The 25,701-nt window shown below is 32.8% G+C and carries 25 protein-coding genes, 1 pseudogene and 1 riboswitch; all 26 genes and pseudogenes read left to right on the top strand.

What is annotated here, in order from left to right; translation table 11 throughout:
- The first annotated feature begins 17 nt into the window (after positions 1–17).
- Positions 18–1,643, top strand: coding sequence for a chaperonin GroEL (gene groL, locus F3J23_RS00860; RefSeq protein WP_121489082.1), 1,626 nt, complete (start codon positions 18–20; stop codon positions 1,641–1,643).
- 222 nt (positions 1,644–1,865) lie between these two features.
- Entirely contained in the window at positions 1,866–2,435 is a 570-nt protein-coding gene (locus F3J23_RS00855) for a hypothetical protein (RefSeq protein WP_167022672.1), read from the top strand.
- Between the two features lie 351 nt (positions 2,436–2,786).
- Positions 2,787–3,779: a phosphotransferase gene (locus F3J23_RS00850; protein ID WP_167022669.1), complete on the top strand. Its 993-nt coding sequence runs from the start codon at positions 2,787–2,789 to the stop codon at positions 3,777–3,779.
- Positions 3,780–4,603: 824 nt separating this feature from the next.
- Positions 4,604–5,314, top strand: coding sequence for a hypothetical protein (locus F3J23_RS00845; protein WP_167022666.1), 711 nt, complete (start codon positions 4,604–4,606; stop codon positions 5,312–5,314).
- A gap of 139 nt (positions 5,315–5,453) precedes the next feature.
- Entirely contained in the window at positions 5,454–6,482 is a 1,029-nt protein-coding gene (locus tag F3J23_RS00840; RefSeq protein WP_167022663.1) for a hypothetical protein, read from the top strand.
- Positions 6,483–6,966: 484 nt separating this feature from the next.
- Positions 6,967–7,539 (top strand): hypothetical protein, encoded by a 573-nt coding sequence (locus F3J23_RS00835; RefSeq protein ID WP_167022660.1) that lies wholly within the window; start codon positions 6,967–6,969, stop codon positions 7,537–7,539.
- Positions 7,540–7,702: 163 nt separating this feature from the next.
- Positions 7,703–8,878 (top strand): T9SS C-terminal target domain-containing protein, encoded by a 1,176-nt coding sequence (locus F3J23_RS00830; RefSeq protein ID WP_167022657.1) that lies wholly within the window; start codon positions 7,703–7,705, stop codon positions 8,876–8,878.
- Between the two features lie 326 nt (positions 8,879–9,204).
- Complete coding sequence (locus F3J23_RS00825; RefSeq protein WP_167022654.1) at positions 9,205–10,065, top strand: glycosyltransferase family 2 protein; 861 nt, start codon at positions 9,205–9,207, stop codon at positions 10,063–10,065.
- An 85-nt stretch (positions 10,066–10,150) separates the two neighbouring features.
- Positions 10,151–10,708, top strand: a complete 558-nt coding sequence (locus F3J23_RS00820; RefSeq protein WP_167022651.1) for a hypothetical protein — start codon at positions 10,151–10,153, stop codon at positions 10,706–10,708.
- Between the two features lie 257 nt (positions 10,709–10,965).
- Positions 10,966–11,844, top strand: a complete 879-nt coding sequence (locus tag F3J23_RS00815) for a toll/interleukin-1 receptor domain-containing protein (RefSeq protein ID WP_167022648.1) — start codon at positions 10,966–10,968, stop codon at positions 11,842–11,844.
- 166 nt (positions 11,845–12,010) lie between these two features.
- Positions 12,011–12,886 carry a toll/interleukin-1 receptor domain-containing protein gene (locus F3J23_RS00810; protein WP_167022645.1) on the top strand — a complete coding sequence of 292 codons (876 nt, stop codon included), beginning with the start codon at positions 12,011–12,013 and terminating at the stop codon, positions 12,884–12,886.
- Positions 12,887–12,954: 68 nt separating this feature from the next.
- On the top strand, positions 12,955–13,692 hold the full coding sequence (locus tag F3J23_RS00805; RefSeq protein WP_167022642.1) for a hypothetical protein: 738 nt from the start codon (positions 12,955–12,957) through the stop codon (positions 13,690–13,692).
- 73 nt (positions 13,693–13,765) lie between these two features.
- Positions 13,766–14,734: a hypothetical protein gene (locus F3J23_RS00800; protein WP_167022639.1), complete on the top strand. Its 969-nt coding sequence runs from the start codon at positions 13,766–13,768 to the stop codon at positions 14,732–14,734.
- A gap of 78 nt (positions 14,735–14,812) precedes the next feature.
- Entirely contained in the window at positions 14,813–15,721 is a 909-nt protein-coding gene (locus F3J23_RS00795; RefSeq protein WP_167022636.1) for an alpha/beta fold hydrolase, read from the top strand.
- A 37-nt stretch (positions 15,722–15,758) separates the two neighbouring features.
- A complete protein-coding gene (locus F3J23_RS00790; protein WP_167022633.1) occupies positions 15,759–16,133 on the top strand; it encodes a VOC family protein in 375 nt (124 codons plus the stop codon).
- A 19-nt stretch (positions 16,134–16,152) separates the two neighbouring features.
- A complete protein-coding gene (locus F3J23_RS00785; protein ID WP_167022630.1) occupies positions 16,153–16,947 on the top strand; it encodes a hypothetical protein in 795 nt (264 codons plus the stop codon).
- 1 nt (position 16,948) lies between these two features.
- Positions 16,949–17,464 carry a hypothetical protein gene (locus tag F3J23_RS00780; RefSeq protein WP_167022626.1) on the top strand — a complete coding sequence of 172 codons (516 nt, stop codon included), beginning with the start codon at positions 16,949–16,951 and terminating at the stop codon, positions 17,462–17,464.
- A gap of 172 nt (positions 17,465–17,636) precedes the next feature.
- Positions 17,637–19,247 (top strand): serine hydrolase, encoded by a 1,611-nt coding sequence (locus F3J23_RS00775; protein WP_167022623.1) that lies wholly within the window; start codon positions 17,637–17,639, stop codon positions 19,245–19,247.
- 107 nt (positions 19,248–19,354) lie between these two features.
- On the top strand, positions 19,355–19,738 hold the full coding sequence (locus tag F3J23_RS00770; RefSeq protein ID WP_167022620.1) for a 5-carboxymethyl-2-hydroxymuconate Delta-isomerase: 384 nt from the start codon (positions 19,355–19,357) through the stop codon (positions 19,736–19,738).
- A gap of 33 nt (positions 19,739–19,771) precedes the next feature.
- Positions 19,772–20,275, top strand: a pseudogene (locus F3J23_RS00765) (DinB family protein).
- A 567-nt stretch (positions 20,276–20,842) separates the two neighbouring features.
- The gene (locus F3J23_RS00760; protein WP_167022617.1) at positions 20,843–21,586 is read left to right on the top strand and encodes a hypothetical protein; all 744 of its coding nucleotides are present in this window, start codon (positions 20,843–20,845) and stop codon (positions 21,584–21,586) included.
- Between the two features lie 53 nt (positions 21,587–21,639).
- On the top strand, positions 21,640–22,419 hold the full coding sequence (locus tag F3J23_RS00755; RefSeq protein WP_167022614.1) for an alpha/beta fold hydrolase: 780 nt from the start codon (positions 21,640–21,642) through the stop codon (positions 22,417–22,419).
- Between the two features lie 20 nt (positions 22,420–22,439).
- The gene (locus tag F3J23_RS00750) at positions 22,440–22,790 is read left to right on the top strand and encodes a DUF2200 domain-containing protein (RefSeq protein WP_167022611.1); all 351 of its coding nucleotides are present in this window, start codon (positions 22,440–22,442) and stop codon (positions 22,788–22,790) included.
- On the top strand, positions 22,787–23,518 hold the full coding sequence (locus F3J23_RS00745; protein ID WP_167022608.1) for a phytanoyl-CoA dioxygenase family protein: 732 nt from the start codon (positions 22,787–22,789) through the stop codon (positions 23,516–23,518). The genes F3J23_RS00750 and F3J23_RS00745 overlap by 4 nt, the downstream gene beginning before the upstream one ends.
- A gap of 147 nt (positions 23,519–23,665) precedes the next feature.
- Positions 23,666–23,791, top strand: a riboswitch (FMN riboswitch).
- Between the two features lie 92 nt (positions 23,792–23,883).
- Entirely contained in the window at positions 23,884–24,531 is a 648-nt protein-coding gene (gene ribB, locus F3J23_RS00740; protein WP_167022605.1) for a 3,4-dihydroxy-2-butanone-4-phosphate synthase, read from the top strand.
- A 132-nt stretch (positions 24,532–24,663) separates the two neighbouring features.
- Positions 24,664–25,662 (top strand): T9SS type A sorting domain-containing protein, encoded by a 999-nt coding sequence (locus tag F3J23_RS00735; protein ID WP_167022602.1) that lies wholly within the window; start codon positions 24,664–24,666, stop codon positions 25,660–25,662.
- Positions 25,663–25,701 lie beyond the last annotated feature (39 nt).

Below are 25,701 nucleotides of genomic sequence, written 5' to 3'. Positions count from 1 at the left end.
TCTAATATCTAAATAAAATGGCAAAAGAAATAAAATTCGATATTGAATCAAGAGACGCTCTAAAGAGAGGAGTAGATGCATTGGCTAATGCAGTGAAAGTAACTTTAGGTCCTAAAGGTAGAAATGTGGTAATCGAAAAATCTTTCGGTGCTCCGCACGTAACTAAGGATGGTGTTTCTGTAGCAAAAGAAATCGAACTTGAAGATAGAGTAGAAAATATGGGGGCACAAATGGTAAAAGAAGTGGCTTCCAAAACTAATGATATCGCAGGAGACGGTACTACTACCGCTACTGTATTGGCACAAGCTATCGTAAGAGAAGGTCTTAAGAATGTAGCTGCTGGTGCTAACCCAATGGATCTAAAAAGAGGAATTGACAAAGCAGTAACTGCAGTTGTTGAAAACCTTAAAGCACAGTCACAGGCTGTTGGAGATTCTACAGATAAAGTAAAGCAAGTGGCTTCTGTATCTGCTAACAACGACGAAACTATCGGTGCTTTAATTGCTGAAGCTTTCGGAAAAGTTGGTAAAGAAGGAGTAATCACAGTAGAAGAAGCTAAAGGTATCGATACAACGGTAGATGTTGTAGAAGGTATGCAGTTCGACAGAGGATACCAGTCACCTTACTTTGTGACTAACCCTGAGAAAATGTTAGCTGAACTAGAAAACCCATATATCCTTTTAGTAGAGAAGAAAATCTCTTCAATGAAAGAATTACTTCCGGTTCTTGAGCCAATTGCACAAGGTGGTAAGTCTTTATTAATCATCTCTGAAGAAGTTGAAGGTGAAGCTTTAGCTACTTTAGTGGTAAACAAACTAAGAGGTTCTCTTAAAATTGCTGCTGTAAAAGCTCCGGGATTCGGAGACAGAAGAAAAGCAATGTTAGAAGATATCGCTATCCTTACAGGTGGACAGGTGATCTCTGAAGAGCAAGGTTTCACTATGGAAAACATCTCTTTAGATATGCTTGGAACTGCTGAGAAAGTAACCATCGACAAAGACAACACAACAGTTGTAAACGGTGGTGGTGACGAAGCGAAAATCAAAGGAAGAGTAGCTCAGATCAAAGCTCAGATGGAAACTACCACTTCTGACTACGACAGAGAGAAGCTTCAGGAAAGATTAGCTAAGTTAGCTGGTGGTGTTGCAGTTCTTTATGTAGGAGCAGCTTCTGAAGTTGAAATGAAGGAGAAAAAAGACAGAGTAGATGATGCACTTCACGCTACAAGAGCAGCTGTTGAAGAAGGTATTGTTGCAGGTGGTGGTGTTGCTTTAGTAAGAGCAATCTCAGCTTTAGATAACCTTACAGGAATCAATTCTGACGAAACTACAGGAATCAAAATCGTTAAGAGAGCTATCGAGGAGCCATTAAGACAAATCGTTGCTAACGCAGGTGGTGAAGGTTCTGTAATCGTTGCTAAAGTAGCAGAAGGTACAGGTGACTTTGGATACAATGCTAAAACTGACGAGTATGTTCAAATGCTTGAAGCAGGAATCATTGACCCAACTAAAGTAACAAGAGTTGCCCTTGAAAATGCAGCTTCTGTATCTGGAATGCTTTTAACAACTGAATGTGTAATCACTGAAGTGAAGAGCGCTGAACCAGCTATGCCAATGGGTGGTGGAATGCCAGGAATGATGTAATAGCATCTTGCTAAGACAAATTTAATATATAACCGCTCTGCTTTTGCAGGGCGGTTTTTTATTTATAAGGTTTAAGTTTTAGGAAAGGAACCTGAATTGGCATCCTTGTCAAGGTTTTAAACCTTGACAAGGATTTTAATTTAATGCGTAAATTTGTATAAAAATACAAAGTCTAACTATGAAAAAATTATACGTAGTATCTCACAATAACATAGTGCTATAATGAAAACCACAATTCTCTTTGTCTTTATTATACTAATATCTTACAGCTGTTCATTAGGTAGATTCAATAATGTTCCTGTTCAAAATGAAGTTGATCTTTCTTTTAAAAAATTCACCGAAATTAAGAAAGAAGAAATAAGTAAAAAATCAAAAGATATCACGCTTGGATATTTTTGGGGAATTGGAGAAGATATTTATCCAACTTTTGAAAAGCATACATTTGAAATTCCTAAATCTTATCAAAGAAATGAAAATAACTTCATTCTTAAAGTAGATTATTTTTTTACAAAAGATGACCAAACCCAATTCAAGTTCTATGAATGGAATGAAAATGAAAAAGCTGAAATATCTACTAATCAGTTTGATGAAAAATTCCACGAAATCAAAAAATATTTAAATGAAAATCTTGGAAAACCATACCTGGAAGTATATGAAGATTTGGAAAAATCCAAAGAAGAAACAGTAAGAGATGATATCAAATGGCAAAGTCAGAAATTGAATGCCTATCTATTCCGTTTTAGGGGAAAAAATGGGTTCGATCAAATAAGATTAGCAATTTATAAAGAATAAAGTAACAAGAGTTGCCCTTGAAAACGCAGCTTCTGTATCTGGAATGCTTCTTACAACTGAATGTGTAATCACTGAAGTGAAGAGCGCTGAACCAGCTATACCAATGGGTGGTGGAATGCCAGGAATGATTTAGTAGCGAGTCGCTAAGACAATTTAATATATAAACCGTTCTGCTTTGTAGAGCGGTTTTTTATTTACAAGGTTCAATTTTTAGGAAAGGAGTCTAGATTGATATCCTTGTCAAGGTTTAAAACCTTGACAAGGATATTTAAATATATTTTAATTTAATACGTAAATTTGCATGTCAGCCGCCATTGTAGAAAGCCCTAACCAAAGACAAACCAAGAATTAATGACCACTAAATTCCCAACCATAAACAGCACTCTTTCACCCAATGAACTTAGCCAACTTATTCAACAAAAATACAAACTAAGCAACAAAACCGAATGCCGCATTTTCCGATTGGCAATGAACCATTTATATATTGTTCAGGATGACGAACAGAAATATGTTTTCAGAGTTTACACTCACAATTGGCGGACCAAATCAGAAATTGAAGAAGAATTAAGATTATTGATTCACTTAAAAGAAAACAACAAACAGGTTGCTTATCCAATTGCCGACAAATCGGGCGAATATGTACAGGAAATTGAAGCACCGGAAGGAAAAAGATTTGGTGTTTTATTTTCATTTGCCAAAGGCACAAAGACCGCAAAATTTTCACCCCAGACAAGTTTTCTCATCGGACAAGCATTAGCCAAAGTTCATCAATCGACAGAGAATTTTGAACTATCGAGAATATCTTACACTACTCAAAACCTGCTTCATGATCCTGTTCTAAGAATAAAAAAGTTCTTTAATACAACCAACAGCGAAATTGATTTTTTAGAAAAACTCTCTGCTTTTTTAACGCTGAAAATCCAGAATGCTGACCTATCGAAAATGAGACATGGAAGTGTTCATCTTGATGTTTGGTTTGATAATTTACACATTGATGAGGAAAAGGAAATAACATTTTTTGACTTTGATTTTTGTGGCAACGGCTATTTATCTTTTGACATTTCTTATTTTATGTTCCAACTACTTGCCACTCATTTAAACGAAGAAGAATATCAAGAAAAAGTAGAAAGCTTCTTGAAAGGTTATGAAACAGTAACTAAAATCAGCAACGAAGAAAAGCAGTTTTTACCCTTCGCCTGTTTAGCCATTATGACCTATTACATTAGTGTGCAGTGTGACAGGTTTGAATATTGGACCAATATTTTCCTGAATGAAGATCATTTAAAACGAATGGTCGGGAATTTAAAACGATGGATCGCGTACCATAAAATTGAAATAGAATAACGGTCGGCGACCGAAGTAATTTAATATACTAACCGTTCTACTTTCTAGAGCGGTTTTTATTTACAAGGTTTAAGTTTTAGGGACAGGAGCCTGGATTGACATCCTTGTCAAGGTTTAAAACCTTGACAAGGATATTTAAATACAACAATACAATAAATTCTGCTTATGAAAAAGGTCCTTTAGATCATATTGTTGTTAGAATATTTAATTCATAATACTAAACCATATGAAAGGATTCACTAGATAGTGAGGAGCTTCTTTTAAAAGATCCAGTTTTTTATAAAATTACGATTACTTCAGATGAAAAAAAGTTCCCTTACCTCATCCTCTGAGGTTCCGGATATCTAAGCTGAGGTCTTGAAACACTATTTTGGGGTTCTGAAATATTCCTTTTAGGTCTTAAGGTTCTGTTGATAGGTTTACAATATTAAATTTCCGGTTGGCGAACCCCACCGGATAGGTTTTATATAGCTTCGGATGGGCTTAGAACCTCAAAAGAATATTCTGGAACCGCGAAGTAAGGTTAAAATAAAAAGACAGAAGGCTGTTTTTAGAATTTACAATACTAAAAAACAACACCAAAGAACTCATATGGTAGCTGAGTGGCAAATTAATATGCTAACCGTTCTACTTCTTGCAGAGTGTTTTTTTTTGTTAGATTATGGTTTCCCGTAAGGAAATATTATATTTATATTCTATATTTAGCGACTAACAAATAGATAGCTAAAACCAAAAACAACATTAAGCAATTGTATATATCTTATATTTACGCAATATGTAAATTTGAATATAAATAGCAATTTTAAAACACCAATAATAAACAAGTGGACTTTTTTTCAATTATAGGAACAATTGCCTCAATAGGTTCAATTCCCTTATCAATATACATCTTTATAAAAAGTAAAGAAAATAATATTGATAAAGTAAAAAGAGACATTGTGCGAATCTTATCTCATCAAATTGGAGACAGAAGACAATTAACAACCTTTGAAATTCAAACAGTAATTAATTCTAAAACAAGGGAAACAAAAATTGACAATGAAAAAGTCACTGTCAATCATATTATCGAAGACCTTGTGTCTGAAACAATTTCTAACCCGCTTCTTGAGAAATCAATTAAAGAAAATATTATCATTGAACTAAAGAAAATATATTTTAAAGGAGAGTTACTAACAAGTATTGACAATATTGAACTGGAAACTCGAACGGAAAGTGAGAAAAAAACAAATGATTTGAACATCGAAAAAGAAATTAAGTCAATAATCGAGAAGCGGGGAGAAATAAATAAAGGCATTGAAAATAGATATAGAAGAGTCCTTAGAACATCTGAAAGCTTTGCAATAATTGCAGGTATCATGACAGCGTTAGCATCAGGATTAATATTTATTGGTAAAGAAAAATATGACAACGTATCAAAACCATTATATGATTTTCTTCAAAAAAATGACTTTTATATAGGAATAATATCAAGCATAATTATAGCAATATTGGCATCAACTACACTTGCGATTTTTAAAATACTAAAAAAGAAATAAGACCTATTGCTAACAAGGAATTTATATCAAATATAATTAAGTGTAGAACTCAACAGTCATTGTTTAATTAAACATTGGTAATAAATTCAATATTTGTGTTTCGATTTCCTATCCACCACAAAACGTTAAGTAAAATTTCATGAAAGCAGAAAGATTTAAGAAGTTTATTTTTGAAACAAATGAGATTCATGGAAATTTTTACAATTATAAACTTTCTAATTATGTAAATGTTGATACTAAAATAAAAATTATTTGTCCAAAGCATGGAGAATTTGAACGGACTCCTTATAAACACATTAAAAGAAGGCAAGGCTGTTCTAAATGCGGAATTGAAAAGGCTCGAAATAAAAGACTCAAACCTTTTAAAAAATTTATTGAACAAGCCAAAAAAACACATAGAAATCAATACGATTATTCTCTTTCAGAAACAGATTATGATGGTGCATTTACAAAAATAAAGATCATTTGTAAAAAACATGGAGTTTTCAAGCAAACTCCTAATAATCATGTAAATAACTATAAAGGATGTTATCATTGTGATTTAAATAAATTATCAGAATATTTCTCCAGAACACAAGAAGAATTTATTTCACTTGCTAAAAAAATCCATGGAGAATTATATGATTATTCAAAATCTATTTATAACGGAGCTGATGAAAAAATAACTATTGTTTGTTTTATTCATGGAGAATGGGAACAAACAGCACAATCACATTTAAAAGGACATAAATGCCCCAAATGTACCGGCAATGTTCCAATGACAAAAGAAGAATTTACTGTAAAAGCTATAAATACTCATGGAGAAATTTATAACTATGCAAAAGTAAATTATAAAAATGCTCATACAAAAGTAAAAATTGATTGTAAAAGTCATGACTATTTTTTACAAACACCAAGTGATCATATTTATTCAAATAGAAAAGGATGTCCAAAATGTACTGAAACAATTGGTGAAAGGAAAATTAGATTATTGTTAGAAAGTTTGAATATTGAATATGAATTTCAAAAAAAATTCAATGATTGTGTTTATATCAAAAAATTAATATTTGACTTTTATCTTCCTAAATTAAATCTTGCTATAGAATATGATGGTGTTCAACACTTTCATCCAATTGAAACATTCGGAGGCAAAAAATCATTTCAACAACAATTAGAAAAGACGCTATAAAAAATCAATATTCTATTGATAATAAAATAGATTTAATTAGAATTTCTTATTTAGATTTTAAAAACATTGAAGAAATAATATTGAAAAAAATTAAAAATTAACATAGATTTTGCAAACTATGTACAAAGCCCAAGCTGAAACATTTGAAAAATTAATTTTCATATTGATTATTTGATAACTTAATACACTGAAAAAGACTTTCTTCAAAAAATTCGAAGTCTCCCGACTTCGGATTCTTTATAATTCTATCCACATAGAATACCCCTACTCTCCCATTTCCTATCCCCCAACTTTCACTTATGTTTGTTTCTATAACGTATAAATATGCAAACAAAAGAACATCAGGGGAAAAATGCCGAAAGAAAAAGATACTGCTCAAAATCCTAACCTTATTCATATCCCGGAAAACTAAGCCAAATTTTACTTAAATTTACCGGTAAATAATAATAAACTAATAACCTCTCCCCCGGAGCGCAACATTCAAATGAAAAATAAAATCTACATTAAAAATGTAATCATCTTTTCCATCATTTTATTTCTTTCCCATAGGGTCCTTTCTTTTTATTATAGCTATTTCAAATTAGGAAGCTTTTCAACAGGAAATACTTTATTATTTTCTATTTACTGGTATGGATTATTGCTTTCTGATATTTTAATCATATACTTTGCGCTGAAAAAAACCATACTTGAAAGTAAAGAATTGAAACTTGGGAAATTGATCGTAACATCATTAGCCATCTCTTTCGTTACTTACAATCTTAGTTTTTTAGCAGGATACATTCAATATTATTACATTGATGAAACAGATAAAATCGTAACTCAGAATAATATGGATCGGTTAAAAAATCTTCTCAATGGTGAAGACTATTCTGCTCCCAGCTACGAGCCCTTTAATGCTTTTATTAAATACCCTTATTTACTACTTATCAATATACTTTCAGAGTTCCAAATCATTAGATTATTTTTTTTACTGATAACGAATAGGATCATTATGCCTATATTATTAAGCTTAGCTTTATACAAGTGGTATAAAAAACATCCTGAAAAAATAAAATAAAAATGGAGGACATCTTAAAAAACTACTAAAAAACAATATCTACAAAACATAGTTTCGGATTTACGCCTAAATATAAAGAAGAATTCAGAACATTTGTCAACGAAATACTTTTCATTGCTATTGCAAAAAATGTAGTAACATTGAGCAGGATTAAATAACACCAATGAAAACAAAATTATTATTCTTTTCATTTTTGGGCTCACTACTAGCCCATGCACAAACCCTTGATTTTAAACATCTCGCCAATATGTCTGCGGGCAGAGGTGCTATAACCAGTGTAATTGTGGATGATAATATCTATGTGAGCAATGGATACCAGGAAAACGGCGGTAATGCGAACTTTATTGAAAAATATAATATTACTGATAACAAATGGAGTGTTCTCAATTCCACGCTGATTCCCAAAAAATTTGCTAACTCGGAGACTTACAATAATAAAATTTATATTTTTAATGGTTGGGGAAACAGCCACCTTGAAATTTTTGACCTTGCAACTAATACCATAACGAAAGGCGCTGTTAATCATTCCTATACAGGAAATGCAGGTTCTGCAATCTATAATGGTAAAATATATGTGTTTGGTGGCAGCGGACTAAACGGAGCCAAAAGCACTGTATTTTCTGATAGATTCCAATATTATGATATTGCTTCCAATACTTGGCACCCGTTACCCAATATGCCCACAGCCAGAGAAGCAAAGGGTAAAATTGTGAATGATAAGCTTTATGTCATTGGGGGTTTTAACGGTACCTCATCCCGTCTGGTTAATGTTTACGACCTCAACGCTAATCTCTGGATTAAGCAATATACAATGCCAGCCGGTATATCAGGCCACTCATTAGCAGTATCTGGTAATAAGATTTTTATTGCAGGAGGTTATAATAATCAAACTTTTATGGCTTATTTTGATACTACAACTAATAAATTACATCAGTTGTCATCCAATATGATTCCACGAAGACATGCTGCAGCGGAAGTATATAACAATAAACTATACATCATCGGAGGAAGTACTACATCTTTAACCAAATCATCCATCAAAAGCATACAGGCAGCAGATATCAGCGATAGTGTACTCGCAGTGAATACACCCACTAAGAATCGTGTACTGGAAACAAAGGTTTATACCAATGCATCCAGAGATGGGTTTGTAATCAGTAATAAAAATAACAGCAATCAATTTGAATACACTGTTTACTCAACAGATGGAGGCCAGATCATTAAAGGTTTTGCCTATTATAATAAAACGATAGATTTATCCAGAGTACGACCTGGAACCTATATTTTTACTTTTAAAAATGAAAAAGGAATTTTACAGCAGATTAGAATTGTGAGATAATAATAAATGATCAAATCCTGTATTTTTTGCGCATTCGAAAAATCAACACAAAAAAAACAATAAAACATTATATTACAACAAGTTGAATTTTTATAAGTTAACACTTTAGATAAAAATTTCAGCTTTTTCATAACACAATTAAACCCCTAAACTCACACAGCTTAGGGGTTTGAATTTTATATTCGTAAAACAAACACAAAGCTTCCTGTTATTAACATCGATAAAAAATCTGAATTCTAAAAATATAATGATACTAAGGTATCTTAATATTTATCTGATATAGGTAGTTATGTTTTTCACCGTATGAAGTTTACGAAAATAATGATATGATGAAATTCTCAGTTCTTATTGCACATTATAATAATGGGAAATATTTTAAAGAGTGCTATAATTCACTAATTACTCAAACCTATCAGAACTGGGAAGCCATCATTGTGGATGATGCTTCTACTGATGATTCCCTTGTAACTATTTACGCTTTGACCAAGAATGATGACCGATTTAAAGTATACACCCAAACAACTAATAAAGGATGTGGCTATACAAAAAGAAAATGCATAGACTACGCCTCCGGTGACATCTGTGGTTTTATTGACCCTGATGATGCTGTGTATCCACAAGCATTAGAACTTTCTGTAAAAGCTTTTGAACGTAATACAAAAATTGTTGCCGCTTATTCAAAATTTATGATTTGTGATGAATTTTTAAATTCAGTACATGTTTTTAAAAACAGTAAACAGATTTACAATAACAGATATTTTTTCAATACCCACATTGAAGTATCCCATTTTTTCACTTTTAAAAGAGAAGCTTACTTAAAAACCACAGGGATCAATGCAGCTCTTTCTAATGCTGTTGATCAGGATTTGTATCTCAAAATACTGGAAGTAGGCCATGCTAAATTTATCAATAAAATATTATACCGTTACAGAACCCACTCTAATGGTATATCACAAAAAGAATCCAAACAAAGCGCAAAAGAATCTTTTTCAAAAATAATTTTAGAAACAATGATCCGAAGAGGAATACGGAAAATTCTCAATAAAAGAATCCCTCAACAGTATCATCATCCTGATGAAATCTATACATTTTTACAATACCAAAATAATATTCTCTATCGGATGGGAATCAGAATAATGCTTTCTTTACAATCTATCAAATCTTTTTTTAACCGATTAATGGGCTGAATTTTTATTCAGTCCTTATCACATTGATGATTTAATACGTAAATTAGGCTTATAAACTATAACCTTACTTAGCCAGTCAAATTTCATGAGAGAGTTATTCAACTTTATTCTTATTATCATTATTTCCATTCTCTTTGCCGGGGCATATGGCATCATTCATGATCAGATTACTTTCAGCATTTCTCCTGAATATTATACCTTACTTAAGTTTCCACAATTTGAAATTGAACAATTACAATTAGCTTCCAGAATAAAAGTAGGAATCGTAGGGTTCTTAGCAACATGGTGGGTAGGATTATTTTTAGGAATTGCCTATGCTTTCATTTCATTATTTTTTGATACCATACATATCCTTAGCATAACTGTAAAGTCTATATTGATCAATCTCTGCATTGCTTTCATATCTGGAATCTTGGGATATTTCTATTCAATTTTATTTTTAAGCCCTAAAAATATTGATTGGTATATTCCTCTTGAAACTCAGGAAATACAAAATTATATCAACGTAGGATCTATTCATAATTTTGGGTATCTCGGAGGTGTTACAGGATTGCTCGTGGGAATCATATATCAAATAAGAAAAGCTAAACAACGTTATCATTATCGGTCTTTTGATTTGGGGATCTTTATTTTTAATTATTAAATTCTTTGAATTGAGAAAGAGTAAAAATTCATTTTAGAAAATGATAAGCCTTATCCCAAAATATACCATGAAAATCTTGCTACCCATCATTTTATTTTCAGTTAGTCTATGATTAATATTTGAACGCCAAACTTTCACGTGATTTTTTTTCTTAAATTATGCGGGGTGAAAAGTATGAATTAGCTTGTACTAAAATTGGACTAATACATCTTTTATCTCCTATGAATATCAGTTTTTAACTATTTAAAACTAATACTATGAAACCATCTAAAACTGAAGTGTTTATCTCTTACGGAAGAGAAGACCTTTTTTTCGTCCAAAAGCTCGTTGACTATCTAAATAGTCTTAATATTAAGACATGGTTTGACGTTTACGATTTATTACCTGGGGAACGATGGGAAGAAGCTATTGAAGATGAAATAAAAACCACTAAAATCTTATTGTTAATTATTTCTCGTAAATCTAGTGAAAGAAGAGGATTTATTCATAAAGAGCAACATTACGCAATAGAAACTGCCAAATTTATTCCAGGAGGGCAAATTTATATTATTCCAACAATGTTAGGAGAATGTGATATCCCTAGACATCTAAAACAATATCATATAGCGAACTTAGCAGAAGAAGATGGGATTATTAAATTAATTAAATCCCTTGAAATAGGTCTATGCAAATCTTTTGAAATTAGTGACTTAAAAATTAATGATTTAAAAAATGTATTACAAGAACATCTGGGATTAGATGCCTTAAATTCTACAAAACTTAAGAATATGTTCTTGCAATCCGATGAATTATCAATACAACATAGTTTAAGCATAATTCAAAGAATTGCAAATTCAAGAGATATTAATCGCAAGACATTACTTACAGAGCTAGGTACTCTTAATGATCTTTCTTTTGCTGAAGAAGAAGCACTAAACTATGCTATTGATGCTATAGAAAAAAACACAAATATTGATAATTTATTTATTCAAATAACACAACTAGAAAAAGATAGAATATTAAAAATGGGAATACTCGGAAACGAAAAATTAACAAATGAACTGCAACTTAATAAATATGTAAGATATATTTCCAGAAAGAATACTGAAGCTTATAAAATGGCACAAAAAAGGGTATTGGAAATATTAGGTTCTTAGTTTATACCGTTATGTAATCAAGAATGAACAAAATTCTAATAATAGAATTTATAAATACATCTAATTATACTTGTATAGAAAAAACTTTCCGATTACATTTTCATGATCTGTCTTTAAATCATGATCTTCACATTAAAATATCTATAGACTTAAAAAACTAAACAACATGGAACAACAATCAAAAACTATAAATCTATTTATAGACTACCTATTTGAGGATAGACAATTTGCAGAAAAAATAATTCGTAGACTTAGCATTTTCAATAAAGAAAATGTGTCAATTTTTAATTACGAAATAATTAGTGATGGTACGGATCTAACAAATGGCCAAATTGCAGATAGATTATACGATTTTGATATTATCATCTGCATAGTAACACCTGACTATTTAGCTTCAACTAAAGATATCATCGAAGATACATTAAATGAATTAGCTGATAAAAATAATAAATATATAATACCTATAATCTATACCCCTACGAATTGGTCATCAAAAAAATGGATTGTAGGAAATAGAATATTTCCTAAAAATGATTTATCAATATCAGAATTAAATGACTTGGAATTAGAACGTACCCTCAACAGTATTATAGAGACTATTGAAAGTATTATTCTACAAAATAAATACAAAACAAATCAATCTAATATTTCTATTAAAGATAAACAGGAATTGATTTTCATCTCACATAGTCACGATGATTCTGATTTTGCTGAACTCTTAAAGCTTAAATTAGAAAAAGCAAATATTAATTGTTGGATAGATAGTGAGAAATTGAAAATTGGCCAAGAATGGAGGCAGGAAATTGATGATGGAATAAGTAGGTCTAAGGCTGTTATAGTCATAATGACACCAGAAGCAAGAAAATCAGAATATGTAACCTATGAATGGGCTTATGCATGGGGAAAAAACAAAAAAATTTTTCCCATAATGCTTAAACAAACCACCCTTCATCCCAGATTAGAATCCCTACAGTATCTTGATTTTACTAATAAAGCATCTCGTCCTTATAGCGAGCTCATTCTTTCTTTACAAAAAATATGACCTTCACTATCCCTAAATTGTCGGCATAACATATAAACTTTATTACTAAAACCAAATATAACACACCTATGTATCCAAAAAATTATTTTGAAACAAAGAAGAGTAAAATTAATAAGGGAACTTGTTTTTTAATTATGCCCTTTGCAGAGAAATTCAATAAAGTATATGAAGCATTTAAGGATTCAATTCAATCTGAAGAAATTAATTTGATTTGCGTTAGAGGTGATGACATTCACACCCCTCATATCCTTCAAAGTATTTTAGATCAAATTATGGAATCAGAATTTATTATCGCTGATTTAACGGACTTAAATGCAAACGTTTTTTATGAACTGGGACTTGTTCATGCAATAAAAGACATGGAAAAAGTAATTATTGTTTCTCAAGACACAAAGTATATTCCATTCGATTTGAAACAATTTAGATGCTTAATTTATGAAGATTCTAAAGAAGGATTAAATAATTTAATTGACGAACTTAAAGACACTTTTTCTAAGGTATCCAGAAACTCTTATCGTATTAGCCTAAAGGAAAATCACACCATCTTCTTTGAAAAGAAAATCGTGGGAAAAGAAAATAATTTATATAATTTTAAAATTGAATCTCCTTATATCGGACATGGTCTCATCAAGTTAATAATACATTATAATGAATTTAGAATTGACAAACAATCAGATCAAATTCCCTCTCAGTTCCTTTATGTTAGCGAAGATGAGCCAATAAAAGATTTAGAGATAATTCCTTGGACAGTTTCATTTATTGAAACAAAAGACAATACTGGAAAAATATCCATTGATAAAAAATAAATATTTTTTTATTTTCTTGTATCAGAAGAAAGTAAACAACAATCTAAGATAACCAAACAGGGCTATAAAAAACATGAAAATAAAATTCCTTTTACTTCCTTTATTACTGATCAATACTGCAAAAGCACAAATCACAGAAAAAATAACCATTCCGAATGGTATTACTTACCGTTATGCTGATGATAAGGTCAACGAAAAAGCAAAAAAATTACTTAATGAAGGTCTAACGAATACAACGAAGTATGATTTCCTGGGAGATAATTTAATAATAGGTCCAACACTTTGGAAAAGGTTTAAAAATATTGAAGATTTAAATAATATACCAGGGAATGTTATTTTTCATATTGACGGCATGGAAGTAGAAGGAAAAGCAGCGGCCAAACTGGATGATTCAAAAAAAATATGGGATGCAGTAAGAAAAGACCTTTCCGGAAACTATCAGATACGAAAAGCCAATGAAGATGAATTAAAATATTACTGGTCAACCATTTCATTTGATATTGATGAGCCTTTACTTATTCTGCAAACCGAAAAACATCGGTACATTTTAAATTTCCTGAAAGACAACCTGAAGTTATTATGGCTGGATGAATTCCCCCTCAAAAATGCTTATAATAATCCTATTGATAATAAAGTGTATACAACTGACGGAACTTTTAAAACTTATCAAAATGGCAATGAAACCCATATAGTCGATAAAGGAAACAAAGAAACCAAACTTGAAAAAATAATCTTTTTAAGCGGCGATCCGGAATTAAAAGCCAATTCTTCAGTGACGGATATTCAATCGGTTGTGGAAAAAACCAATAGAATTTTTGATTCTTTATTTAAAAACTCTAAGAAGGAAGGTAAAATAATGGTTCAATTCAAGTTGGGAAAGAAGAAAAATGAAATTGAATTCGCAGTTAAAGATGATATTGATTTAGAAATCATGAAAGAATTTGAAAAAGAGATTAATAACGAAAAATATCCACATTCCAGGAAAGATACTATACAATTTCAATTGATATACAAAGTCAATTCTTATAATGAAACTGAATAATTTTAAATTTGAATCTTTACCATTAAATCTTTATTTTCGCTATGCTCATTTACCAGAGCATAATACCATAAAAAAATAATGACTCAAACGTTAAAAATCTTCTTCCTTATTTTATTCGCTTTAAATTATAACACAAAAGCTCAGGATAAAAAAGTCTCCTCTATCACCACCAGCGATCATGTAAAATTATATACTAAAAAATCCGGCAGCGGTCCTGTCTGCATTTTTATTCATGGAGGTCCGGGCGCATGGAGTGCATCATTTGAAAATTTAGGAGGAAACAAACTGGAATCTGATCTTAGTATGATTTATTATGATCAGCGAGGAAGTGGTAAATCTGATAATTCCCCGGATGGAAATTACTCTCCGGACAGAATGATAGAAGATATCGAAGAGATCAGAAAACAGTACGGAGCGGATAAAGTCTATCTTTTAGCGCATTCCTTTGGGGGAGTTCTGGCCACCAGCTATGCATTAAAATATCCGGATCATGTGAAGGGAATCATTTTAGCTAACTGTACACTGAACCTGAAGTATTCTCTGCAGCAGCAAATCAATTATATGAATGAGCTGATGAATACCGATTTTAAAATTACAGATTCTACCTTATTACCGGATTTTATCAAAGCAAAAAATGCATTGGCTAAGAAAGGATTAGACTACAAAATGCTCTCTGATCATAAGCAAAACATTGAATTATTAAATAGCATCGACAGCAAAAATCCAAGTACATACGACTTTGCCCAAAAAGCTTTTTCAATAAAGGAATATTGGCAGGATTATACCCCAATCACCCAATCTATTGCAACACCTGTTCTGGTTATTACCGGAACGAAAGATCATTCCATTGGAGAAGATCATTATAATTCTTTTTTATTTCCTAATAAACAGGTTGTGAAAATCAACGGAGGACATATTCTATACTATGAAGAAAATAAACAATTTGTAAAAGCTATTGCTGATTTCATCCGTAAGACAGAAAGATAGTTTTATACTACAAAACAGAACTCAAACCTGATAAAACATGAATGCTCACCTCGGAACCATTATCTTGTACGTAAAAAATGTACAATTACTCAGAAACTTTTATACAGATAATTTTAATCTGAAAGTGCTGGAGGAAGATCCAGTTTGGGCATTACTTGATGCCGGAGGAGCTCATATCGGATTACATCAGATGGGAGATCAGTATCTCGCAAAAATAAATGAAGCTCATCTATCTGATAACAATACTAAAATTGTTTTTGATATTGACATTGATATAGAAACAGCACGGAATGAACTGCTATCCAAAAATATTCAGATGAGGGAAATCAAAACATTTGAAAACTATCCTTTCTGGTTATGCGACGGAACGGATCCTGAGGGAAATGTATTTCAGTTAAAAAGCAAAAAATAAACTCATTTACTTCACAGCCATGAAAAAAGCATTGGGAATTATCCTCTTCATAACAGCTTCCTGCAGCGTACCTGATCAAAACATTTCCATTGTTGAAAAAAAGCTGGATCATTCTTTTCAAAAAATTCAGTACTGGCATGATGCTGTCAGCAATAAGAACCCATCCGCCTATGATTCTCTTTATGCAGCGAACAGAAAGTTTGAGAAATTACTACATTACTATACCGCTTCCAATCCTGAAAGTTTAAGATACAATTTCAAATCACTCAGAAAAAACGGTTTGTTTATAAGCTCTTCAGAAGATGGGAAATTCAGGATCTATTCGTGGGATACTCAAACCGGAGGAACGATGCGCTTTTACAGAAATGTATTTCAGTACGAATCCAATAAGAAGGTATACTCTGAAATTTCAGAAAGTGATATGGAACAGGACCCGGAGTCCATGTATTACAAGATCAATGATCTCCCATCACAAAATAAGAAATATTATCTTGTACAAAATACAACGATATACAGTAATGCACTTTCTTATCATACACTAAAAGTTTTCTCCATTGAAAACGAAAAACTGAACAGCAATACTCAATTGATCAAAACCCCGGCAGGCATCAAGAATGAGTTGGATTTTGAACTGGATTTTACAGCTTCTCCCAACAGAATTCATCCGGTAAGTCTTAAAACATTCGATAATTTGAAAATCCAGTATAATCCTAAGGAGAAGATCATCAGTATCCCTTTAATTCTTGATGATTCTAAAATTACCGATGAGAGAGTCCGGTATCAGTTCAAGGGTAAATATTTTGAAAAAATTTAACATGAAAATAATTATTGTGACAAGTGTCCTGCTCTTACTTCTGACGCTTTTTAATTATCCTGTTTTTGACAGTAAAAATATTTCCTTTTCTATTATTTTTCTGTGTTTCCTGGTAATTATATTTTCAGCTGCAAAGCTCTACTTCCCTGAAGATAAAAGCTATGAACACATTGAAAAAGAAACAGATAAACTACATGAGCATGACGGGATTTTTCAGTATACGGATAATGGTTTTTACATCAAACAAGAAAAATCAACAAAATTGATAAAATGGGAGGAAATTGTTTCTGTATATTCATTCAGAATTCCGTCTATGTTTAACGAATACCAATCCGGACTGGAAATTATTACTGATACAGAGAGCTATGAATTTGACAATGATGTGACCCCGGGAATTATAAAACTGGCAGATCAGCTTTCCAACCATCTTCCTTCATGGGAAATAGAATCACCAACAATTAGAATTAATAATTTCGGACTTAAGAAAACAAAACTATACGAAAGAATAACTTCATAATAATCCACCATCCCTGATACCATTGAAATAAAAATAGCAGATATGATTATCAATAGAATTAAAGAAATATAGGACTAAAACAAAACCTAAAAAACTACCTATTTCAAACATGACTTACTTAACAGCATGTAATACCAATCCTTCTGCAATTGTCTTATCTAAAAAAAAATACATGAGAACTCTTTTAACCTGCCTTCTGTTAGTATTGGCGGTACATCCTGTTTTTTCCCAAAAAACCGAACAAATTGAAAAATTATTAAAAACCTATGAAAGTGCAGGCCAGTTCAGCGGATCTGTTCTTATTGCTGAAAAAGGAAAAATTATTTTCGAAAAAAGTTATGGCTACAGAAATGGTCCTAAAAAAGAAAAGAATACCAACAAAAGTCTTTACAGAATTTTTTCAACAACAAAGATGTTCACTGCAATTGTTCTTCTCAAGTTGGAAGAACAGGGAAAATTGTCTCTGAACGACAAGCTCTCTAAATATTATCCGGACTTTCCAAAAGGAGATAGCATCACCTTAGCCAATATCCTTTCCCATACTTCGGGAATCCCCAATGAAACAAACTCTGAGTATACGGTAGATGAAAAAACATTTATACAATATATTTCCGCAAAACCATTGAACTTTTCACCGGGCAAAAAATGGGATTATTCCAATTCCGGATATTATATTCTTGGATATATCATCAGAAAAGTTACAGGTTTAAACTACGATAAAGCCATAGAAAATTATATTTTAAAACCGTTACAAATGGCTGACACCGGATTCCATTTCAATAGTGTTACCAATAAGAACAAAGCTTTTGGATATGAATTCTTATCCACCCATCTTTCCAACGAAGCACTACGTTTTAAAACTGATCATCCTTTTGCAGCAGGAGCCATGTATTCTACCATTGAAGATCTTTTTACCTTCAATGAAGCACTGAAAAATGATAAGATTCTGAAAAAAGAAACTCTTGATAAAGCGTTTACACCTTACCTCAACGATCATTATGGATTGGGATTTGATACCTCGGATTTGTTTGGAAAAAAAAGAGTTGGCCATGATGGCGGCGGGCCGGGCTATCGAAGCAGATATTACAGGGTATTGAATGACGACATCTGCCTTATTGTACTTTCAAATTCTAATTTATCACATACGGATTTCATTATTCCTCAGATTGAAAGTATACTTTATGATAAACCTTACAGTATTCCAAAGACCGGAAAGCCTGACGCTCAGAATCAAAAAAAACTAGCCGGGATCTATTCGGACGGAAATACCACTTTCTTTGTTGATAGTATAGACGGATTGCTGATCTTCAGAGAAAAAAATTATTCGCAATATTCATTATTACCCATTTCGGATACTTTATATCAGTTAGATAAAAACTTCACATTTACATTTCAGCCTGATGAAACAGGAGCAATAAACTCACTTGTTATCCACTTTCGGGATGGGACAGTAAAAACAGGGAAAAGGATAACCGGAAATATTTCATGGGGAATGATAGGAGATGCGACTCCTTCCGGCTGGGACGGCAAAGACATTCCACTCCAGACCGATGCTAAAAATCCGGATCTTTATTTTCTTAACAACTGTACATTGAAAAAAGGAGGATTCAAATTCAGAGCTGACAATGACTGGAGCTATAATTTCGGTTTGAATAATGACGGTAAAGATATTGCTATGGATGCTTATAATTTTCAGATAGAGGAAGACGGCAGTTATGATATTGTTCTGGATATGACGAATAAAGTAAAACCTCATTACAGTATTAAAAAATCTGCTCAATAAATATAAATTTTCAACCGTTCCGTAAAAAGAGCGGTTTTTATTTTGATAACGGATTTATATTTTTCTTATTTTTATATCACTCAAAATCAACACATACCCTATTTTTTATGCCTCACTTTATCATAGAATGCTCACAGAATATTCTTCAGGAGAAAACTCCTGATGAAATCATGAATGCTGTATATGAAGTTGCAGAATCAACCGGTTTATTTGCACCGAACGATATTAAAGTAAGGCTTCAGCCCTATGAGTATTACCGATTAGGAAACCATAAGACAAGTTTTCTGCATGTTTTCGGGCACATTATGGAAGGACGGAATACTGAACAAAAAGCAGCGCTTTCAAAGCAGATCAGCAGCCGGCTTTCAGAACTGCTTCCCGATGTCTCCTTTGTTTCGGTGAATATCAGTGAATTTGAAGCGGCAACTTATAGCAACAAGGCCCTCATTAATCCTGAAAACACAAGCAAAGACCGTCATTTCGGACTATAACCATTCTCTTAAAACCAATTAAATATTAATAGTATGAGCTTAAAAACATTAGTAACCAAAAGTGTTCAGTACAATAACTGGGTAGTCAATAAATACATCGACTGGCTTTCTACAAAATCAGACGAACAGCTTAACCAGGAAACCATTTCAAGTTTTCCCACCATTTTAAAAACGTTACACCACATCTGGCAGACCCAGGAATACTGGTGGAGCCACATTGCAGAAAACAACGAGTTCGATTTTGAAAAAACTACTGCAGCAGCCGGTAAAGAAGAAGTATTTAATGCGATAAAAAATAATTCACAAAAGCTGGTGGATTATGTGGAAACCCTTTCCGAGGAAGATCTGTCCAAAAATGTAAAAATTGAATCTCAATGGTTCCATTGAGATTTTTCAAAATATGAATATATCCAGCATGCTATTCTTCACGGAACATACCATAGAGGACAAATTGTAACTATGGGCAGAAACGTAGGAATTACGGACGCCCCTATGACAGATTTTAACTTCTGGAATATTTATAAGGATAAACAGTAATCTTTTAGATCATTTTATTTCGAGTTTTCAAGATCATAAAGAACAGTTTTGCCCGTATTCTATATTCTTTTTATATAGTTATCCACAATATCCTGAAATAGAACATAATTTATCCCCTTTCAATTACAATAACTAGATAATTTACAATACATTAAAATAAAATTTATTCAATTTCCACAATGTATAAAAAAATGTGGATAAGTTTTTTATTGACTATATTCTATGTGGATAAACTATGGATAAGTTTTTAATCTAACAGAACAAATCACACAAACTACTGTTATTCAATTATTTAAAATACATATCCATTTTTTATTATTTTCAACATTCAAAAATACTGTGGAAAACTAATGTGAATAACTTATCCCCACTTATTCTTATCTCTGGATACTCTATTTAATGATTTAATGAACACGTTAAAAAAGTTATCCACAATGAAGAAATACTTTGGGGAAAACTTTTTTAACAGCACCTACAAAATTATAAAGAAGGATAAATCATCAATTCCTCATTTCTGTTATGATACATTTTTGTAATTTAACTTACACAAAATCACATCTCCTGATTATGAAAAAGATCATCTCTGTTCTTCTCATGTTATTCAGCAGTTTTCTGCTGAGTTTTTGTTCCGGGCCGGTTCCCGCTTCAACCATTACTGATGTTTCCCAGATACAGGCAGAAATAGAAATTTACCAAAGTCTGTCTAATCAGCAGGATAATATAGTTTCGGTCATTTTATATGATAAAAATGGAAAAAGAATAGGCAGTGATGCCATTACAATTTGGGTTAATCAACAAAAAGTTGAGTATAAGATTATACATGATATTTCTTATGCTCTGAATTACTATTACCGTATTGAGAATGTAGTTCCTAAAAATGGACAATATAAGCTGGAAATGCAACTGGCTAACGGTAAAAAGTTCTTTTTGGGAAGTGTTCCCACATTAAAACTAAGCAATCCAAAAAAGATTATTGCCAATGATCCGGCATCCTTAGACAAGGATTTTACCATTCATTGGTCAGAACTGCATGATGTGAATATGCTGTATGTTTATAAAAGTCTTGAACTGGAAAATAAACAGGATAAAAATGTACAGACTTTTATTGAAGAAGCGAGTGATACAATCAGAATCAGCCCGGATGGAAATTATTCCGTAAAAAAAGAACAACTTTCCCGGCCTCATGAAAAGTTAAGTATTATGAGTTTTAAATTTACAGCAGAAAAAACGGGAAATCTCAATCCTCTTTTATTAAAGGAAAGTACAATAAACATTGATGGTTATCATGAAAAACGAATTTCTTTCAAATAAAATTATTACCTTTCTTTATCAACTGAAAATACACCTCATCAAAAATTAATTCAATGGAAAAATATGCAGTATCCTCAGACGGCCAGAAAATTCATTACAAAGAATCCGGAAACGGAAACACTTCATTAATCTTTATTCACGGATGGCTTGGCAACACAGAGTGGTGGAATGATCAACAGGAATATTTCAAAGACCAATACCATATGGTACAGATGGATCTGGCCGGGCACGGAAAATCAGATTCTTCCAGACAGGATTGGACAAGCGCCGGATATGCAGATGATATAAAAGCGGTAGCAGATGCCATCAACTCACAGGAAATTATACTTGTAGGACACTCCATGTCGGGAGCTTATGTTCTGGAGGCTTCTTTACAAATCCCAAAGGTAAAAGCCCTTGTGCTCATTGATACCCTGAAAAATTTAGAGGAATCATTCACGGAAGAGCAAGCTGAAGAAGTATTATTTACCCCATACCGCAAGGATTACAAATATGCTGTGGAAAACCTTCTTCCTCAATTTCTTTTTACAGAGGAAACTCCGCTGGCAGTAAAAGAAAGAATACAAAAAGAATTCCTTCAGAATGAACCTGAAATGGCAATCAATGCTCTCAGACCTTTATACAAAACTGACTTTAACCAATTTGCAGAAAAAATGCAGATCCCAGTCATTGCTATCAATTCTGATGATTCTCCCACCAACCTGGAAGGCAACCGGAAATACCTGAAAAACTATGATTATGTAACTATTGAAGGAGTTGGTCATTATCCAATGTTGGAGAAACCACAAGAATTCAATATCATATTGGATCAGGTTATTAAAAAGCTGGTTTAATCTTCATCCCCAATAAAGCTATGGAGAATACCAGAATTTTTACAACTGCTTTTGCCAGTGTTTATCCCCACTATATTCAGAAGGCCGAGAAAAAAGGACGTACCAGAGAAGAAGTTCATGAGATTATATTCTGGCTGACCGGATATAATGAGAAAGATTTACAGCAGATAATAGACAATAGAACAGATTTTAAAATCTTCTTTGATCAGGCCCCTCACATGAATCCTAATGTTTCATTAATAAAAGGAATGATCTGTGGATATCGTGTGGAAGAAATTGAAGATGAACTCATGAGAAATATCCGTTACCTGGATAAACTTATTGATGAACTGGCAAAGGGAAAATCAATGGACAAAATTCTAAGAAAATGAAAGACTCTTATCATCAATCCGGATATATTTATTTAAAAAATATTTTTTCCGAAGAAGAATTACAGCACCTGGAAAGTATTCTTACCAGATTCCATAAGACATGGCTGCAGGCTAATGATTCTCAATATAAATCCGGAGCCATTAACAGCCACAGCATTACTTCCAGCAAATGGATCAGTAATGAAGAAAGACTGGCTATTTTTAAATTTATTTCTCAAAAAAAGATTTCAGATATCGTAAGTGATATTTTCCCTCGTAAAGCGGTATTCCTGAATACCCAGTTGTTTTTTGATCCACTCAGCAAGAGACAAAACAACTATTGGCATCGGGATATTCAATACACAGAAATGAATATGGAACAACAGAAAGAAAGTATTTTAACACAAAACGTACTCCATTTCAGAATTCCTTTTCGGTCTGAGCCCGGGATTGAACTTGTTCCTGGAACTCATAGAAAGTGGGATACGCCGCAAGAACTGGAAACAAGACTTTCGATGAATGGGAGAACTCCCTGTGATGATCTTGATACCGGAATAAAAGTTCCCCTTAACAGAGGGGACCTGCTTATTTTTTCTGCCAACATGATCCATAGAGGTTTGTATGGAAATAACCGTTTTACATTGGATATTATTTTTTGTGATGATTCTCCTGAATTCAGAAAGTTTATCGATATAAGAAATCATCCTCAACCTGAAGAACTGCCTTTCCTAAATACCAGTTTATTTTAATTCTTTGCTCTTAAATACCAAATGTTCTTATTTTCTCCACAATTCTTTTTTCATTTCAAAAAACTTCCCGAAATTAGCAGTCTGTGCGTTAAAATCGATTCAATGAAATAAAAATTTAAATTACAACATACAGCAAAACTTAGTATAAGTTTTCTTCGGGGCAGGGTGAAATTCCCTACCGGCGGTTACAGTCCGCGACTCCTTTCAATTGAAGGGACTGATCTGGTGAAATTCCGGAACCGACAGTTAAAGTCTGGATGGGAGAAGAAAATGAGATGATCAATAAGATTCCTTATGGGTTCTTGTTGTGTCGTATTTCATTTCCATGTACCGAAGACTATTTTAACTTTTAAAAGTAAAATAACATGGAAAAATTATTAGAACAATTTGGAGCAACCTCCGCAGAACGTGTAGAAAAAGCACTTCAAACCTTACAAAAGGGAAAAGGGATTCTTTTAGTAGATGATGAAAACCGTGAAAATGAAGGTGATATCATCTTTCCCGCATCCACTATTACAGAACAGGATATGGCACTTTTAATCCGCGAATGCAGCGGCATTGTCTGCCTGTGTATTTCTGAAGAAAAAAGCCGCCACCTCAACCTTCGTCCGATGGTGGAAAACAACAATTCAAAAAATCAGACTGCATTTACCATTTCTATTGAAGCCAGAGAAGGTGTAGAATCCGGAGTTTCTGCAAAAGACCGTGTAACAACGATTAGAACAGCAGTAGCATCAGATGCTCAGGCAGAACATATCGCAAGCCCGGGACACGTTTTCCCTTTGATTGCCAGAAAAGGAGGTGTTTTTGAGAGACGAGGCCACACGGAAGGCAGTGTAGATCTTGTAAAAATGGCCAATCTTGGAGATGATGCCGTGCTTTGTGAACTGACTAATGAGGATGGTTCTATGGCAAGACTTCCTGAGATTGTTGATTTTGCCATAAAAAAAGGAATGAGCGTAGTTACCATTGAGGATATTTACGCATATCGTAAAATAATCCTCAGCAACTAAACTTTAATCTATTGAACGCACAGAACAGCCGGCTGAACTTATCAGCCGGCTGTTTTATTTAAATATTTAATTAAAAACAAGTTAAATTAAAATTAAATACTATTTTTAATTAATTTTAACAAAAAATTGACCATGAAAAAAACTCTCCTCATTTTACTCGGAACTTCCGCAGTTTTCTCAGCACAAATCACACTTACCAAAGCATCCAACGATCCGATCTCCGGAGATGTTGTCAACTATAATGCGGTGAATGGAACTGTAGACAATTCTGCATTAGGAGCAAATGTTACATTTTCAAATGGAAGTCTTACAATGGGAGCGGCTTCACAAACTACCTATTCTGCTCCTACTTCTACTGAGATCAGTACTTTCCCGGGAACTACCATAAAAATGGCTGACGGAACTACAACCATCTATTATAAAGCTTCTGCAACCAAACTGGAAATTACAGGAATTGTTAATCCGCAGGCCACTTTAAATTTTTCCGTAGATAACGGAACTTATAATAATTATCCTACGGCTTACGGGCCTGCTCAAAACGATAATGCTAAAGGAACTTTTTCCTCATCTGTTGCCAATGGGTTGTTCAGCGGAACCCTGTCTACTCAGGCTGACGCATATGGAACACTGATTGTAGGAAATCAAACGTACAGCAATGTTCTTAGAGTAAAATATACTCAGAATTTTAATCTATATGCATCCTTTGATATTGCTTATTCAAATCCGATAGGAGCTGTAACCAATACAGCATATGCTTATTATGATGCATCTCACAGATATGCGTTACTAAACACTACTAACGGAAACATCAGCGTCCCTTTACTTGGAATTAACCAATCTACATCAAGTGCACAGGCATTAAGTGAAACTTTTCTGGCCATCAGCAATGCTGTAAAAAAAGAAAACCTTACTGTATATCCAAATCCGGCACAGGATTTTATTGGTTTTAAAGGAAATACTGAAAATTATACCAAAGCTAATATTTACAGTCTGGATGGAAAGCTGATTAAAACTTCAGATATGAAATCCGGGAATATTCAGATCTCAGACCTTCCTCCTGCTTCTTATTTTATTGAAGTCAGTGGAAAAAATGCTGGTGACAGCAAGAATACGAAATTCATCAAGAAATAATAAAAGCAAAATCCCCGCTCCTACAAATGAGCGGGGATT

It is taken from the genome of Chryseobacterium sp. Tr-659 (genome assembly GCF_011752975.1).
Taxonomy (GTDB): Bacteria; Bacteroidota; Bacteroidia; order Flavobacteriales; family Weeksellaceae; genus Chryseobacterium.
The sequence above is the reverse complement of the archived record's forward strand: the minus strand, read 5'-3'. Positions and strand labels throughout refer to the sequence as shown.

Bases quoted from the DNA above. Each gene is read 5' to 3' on its own strand.
- groL (WP_121489082.1), top strand. From the start codon at position 18: ATGGCAAAAGAAATAAAATTCGATATTGAATCAAGAGACGCTCTAAAG.
- F3J23_RS00855 (WP_167022672.1), top strand. From the start codon at position 1,866: ATGAAAACCACAATTCTCTTTGTCTTTATTATACTAATATCTTACAGC.
- F3J23_RS00850 (WP_167022669.1), top strand. From the start codon at position 2,787: ATGACCACTAAATTCCCAACCATAAACAGCACTCTTTCACCCAATGAA.
- F3J23_RS00840 (WP_167022663.1), top strand. From the start codon at position 5,454: ATGAAAGCAGAAAGATTTAAGAAGTTTATTTTTGAAACAAATGAGATT.
- F3J23_RS00835 (WP_167022660.1), top strand. From the start codon at position 6,967: ATGAAAAATAAAATCTACATTAAAAATGTAATCATCTTTTCCATCATT.
- F3J23_RS00830 (WP_167022657.1), top strand. From the start codon at position 7,703: ATGAAAACAAAATTATTATTCTTTTCATTTTTGGGCTCACTACTAGCC.
- F3J23_RS00825 (WP_167022654.1), top strand. From the start codon at position 9,205: ATGATGAAATTCTCAGTTCTTATTGCACATTATAATAATGGGAAATAT.
- F3J23_RS00820 (WP_167022651.1), top strand. From the start codon at position 10,151: ATGAGAGAGTTATTCAACTTTATTCTTATTATCATTATTTCCATTCTC.
- F3J23_RS00815 (WP_167022648.1), top strand. From the start codon at position 10,966: ATGAAACCATCTAAAACTGAAGTGTTTATCTCTTACGGAAGAGAAGAC.
- F3J23_RS00810 (WP_167022645.1), top strand. From the start codon at position 12,011: ATGGAACAACAATCAAAAACTATAAATCTATTTATAGACTACCTATTT.
- F3J23_RS00805 (WP_167022642.1), top strand. From the start codon at position 12,955: ATGTATCCAAAAAATTATTTTGAAACAAAGAAGAGTAAAATTAATAAG.
- F3J23_RS00800 (WP_167022639.1), top strand. From the start codon at position 13,766: ATGAAAATAAAATTCCTTTTACTTCCTTTATTACTGATCAATACTGCA.
- F3J23_RS00795 (WP_167022636.1), top strand. From the start codon at position 14,813: ATGACTCAAACGTTAAAAATCTTCTTCCTTATTTTATTCGCTTTAAAT.
- F3J23_RS00790 (WP_167022633.1), top strand. From the start codon at position 15,759: ATGAATGCTCACCTCGGAACCATTATCTTGTACGTAAAAAATGTACAA.
- F3J23_RS00785 (WP_167022630.1), top strand. From the start codon at position 16,153: ATGAAAAAAGCATTGGGAATTATCCTCTTCATAACAGCTTCCTGCAGC.
- F3J23_RS00780 (WP_167022626.1), top strand. From the start codon at position 16,949: ATGAAAATAATTATTGTGACAAGTGTCCTGCTCTTACTTCTGACGCTT.
- F3J23_RS00775 (WP_167022623.1), top strand. From the start codon at position 17,637: ATGAGAACTCTTTTAACCTGCCTTCTGTTAGTATTGGCGGTACATCCT.
- F3J23_RS00770 (WP_167022620.1), top strand. From the start codon at position 19,355: ATGCCTCACTTTATCATAGAATGCTCACAGAATATTCTTCAGGAGAAA.
- F3J23_RS00760 (WP_167022617.1), top strand. From the start codon at position 20,843: ATGAAAAAGATCATCTCTGTTCTTCTCATGTTATTCAGCAGTTTTCTG.
- F3J23_RS00755 (WP_167022614.1), top strand. From the start codon at position 21,640: ATGGAAAAATATGCAGTATCCTCAGACGGCCAGAAAATTCATTACAAA.
- F3J23_RS00750 (WP_167022611.1), top strand. From the start codon at position 22,440: ATGGAGAATACCAGAATTTTTACAACTGCTTTTGCCAGTGTTTATCCC.
- F3J23_RS00745 (WP_167022608.1), top strand. From the start codon at position 22,787: ATGAAAGACTCTTATCATCAATCCGGATATATTTATTTAAAAAATATT.
- ribB (WP_167022605.1), top strand. From the start codon at position 23,884: ATGGAAAAATTATTAGAACAATTTGGAGCAACCTCCGCAGAACGTGTA.
- F3J23_RS00735 (WP_167022602.1), top strand. From the start codon at position 24,664: ATGAAAAAAACTCTCCTCATTTTACTCGGAACTTCCGCAGTTTTCTCA.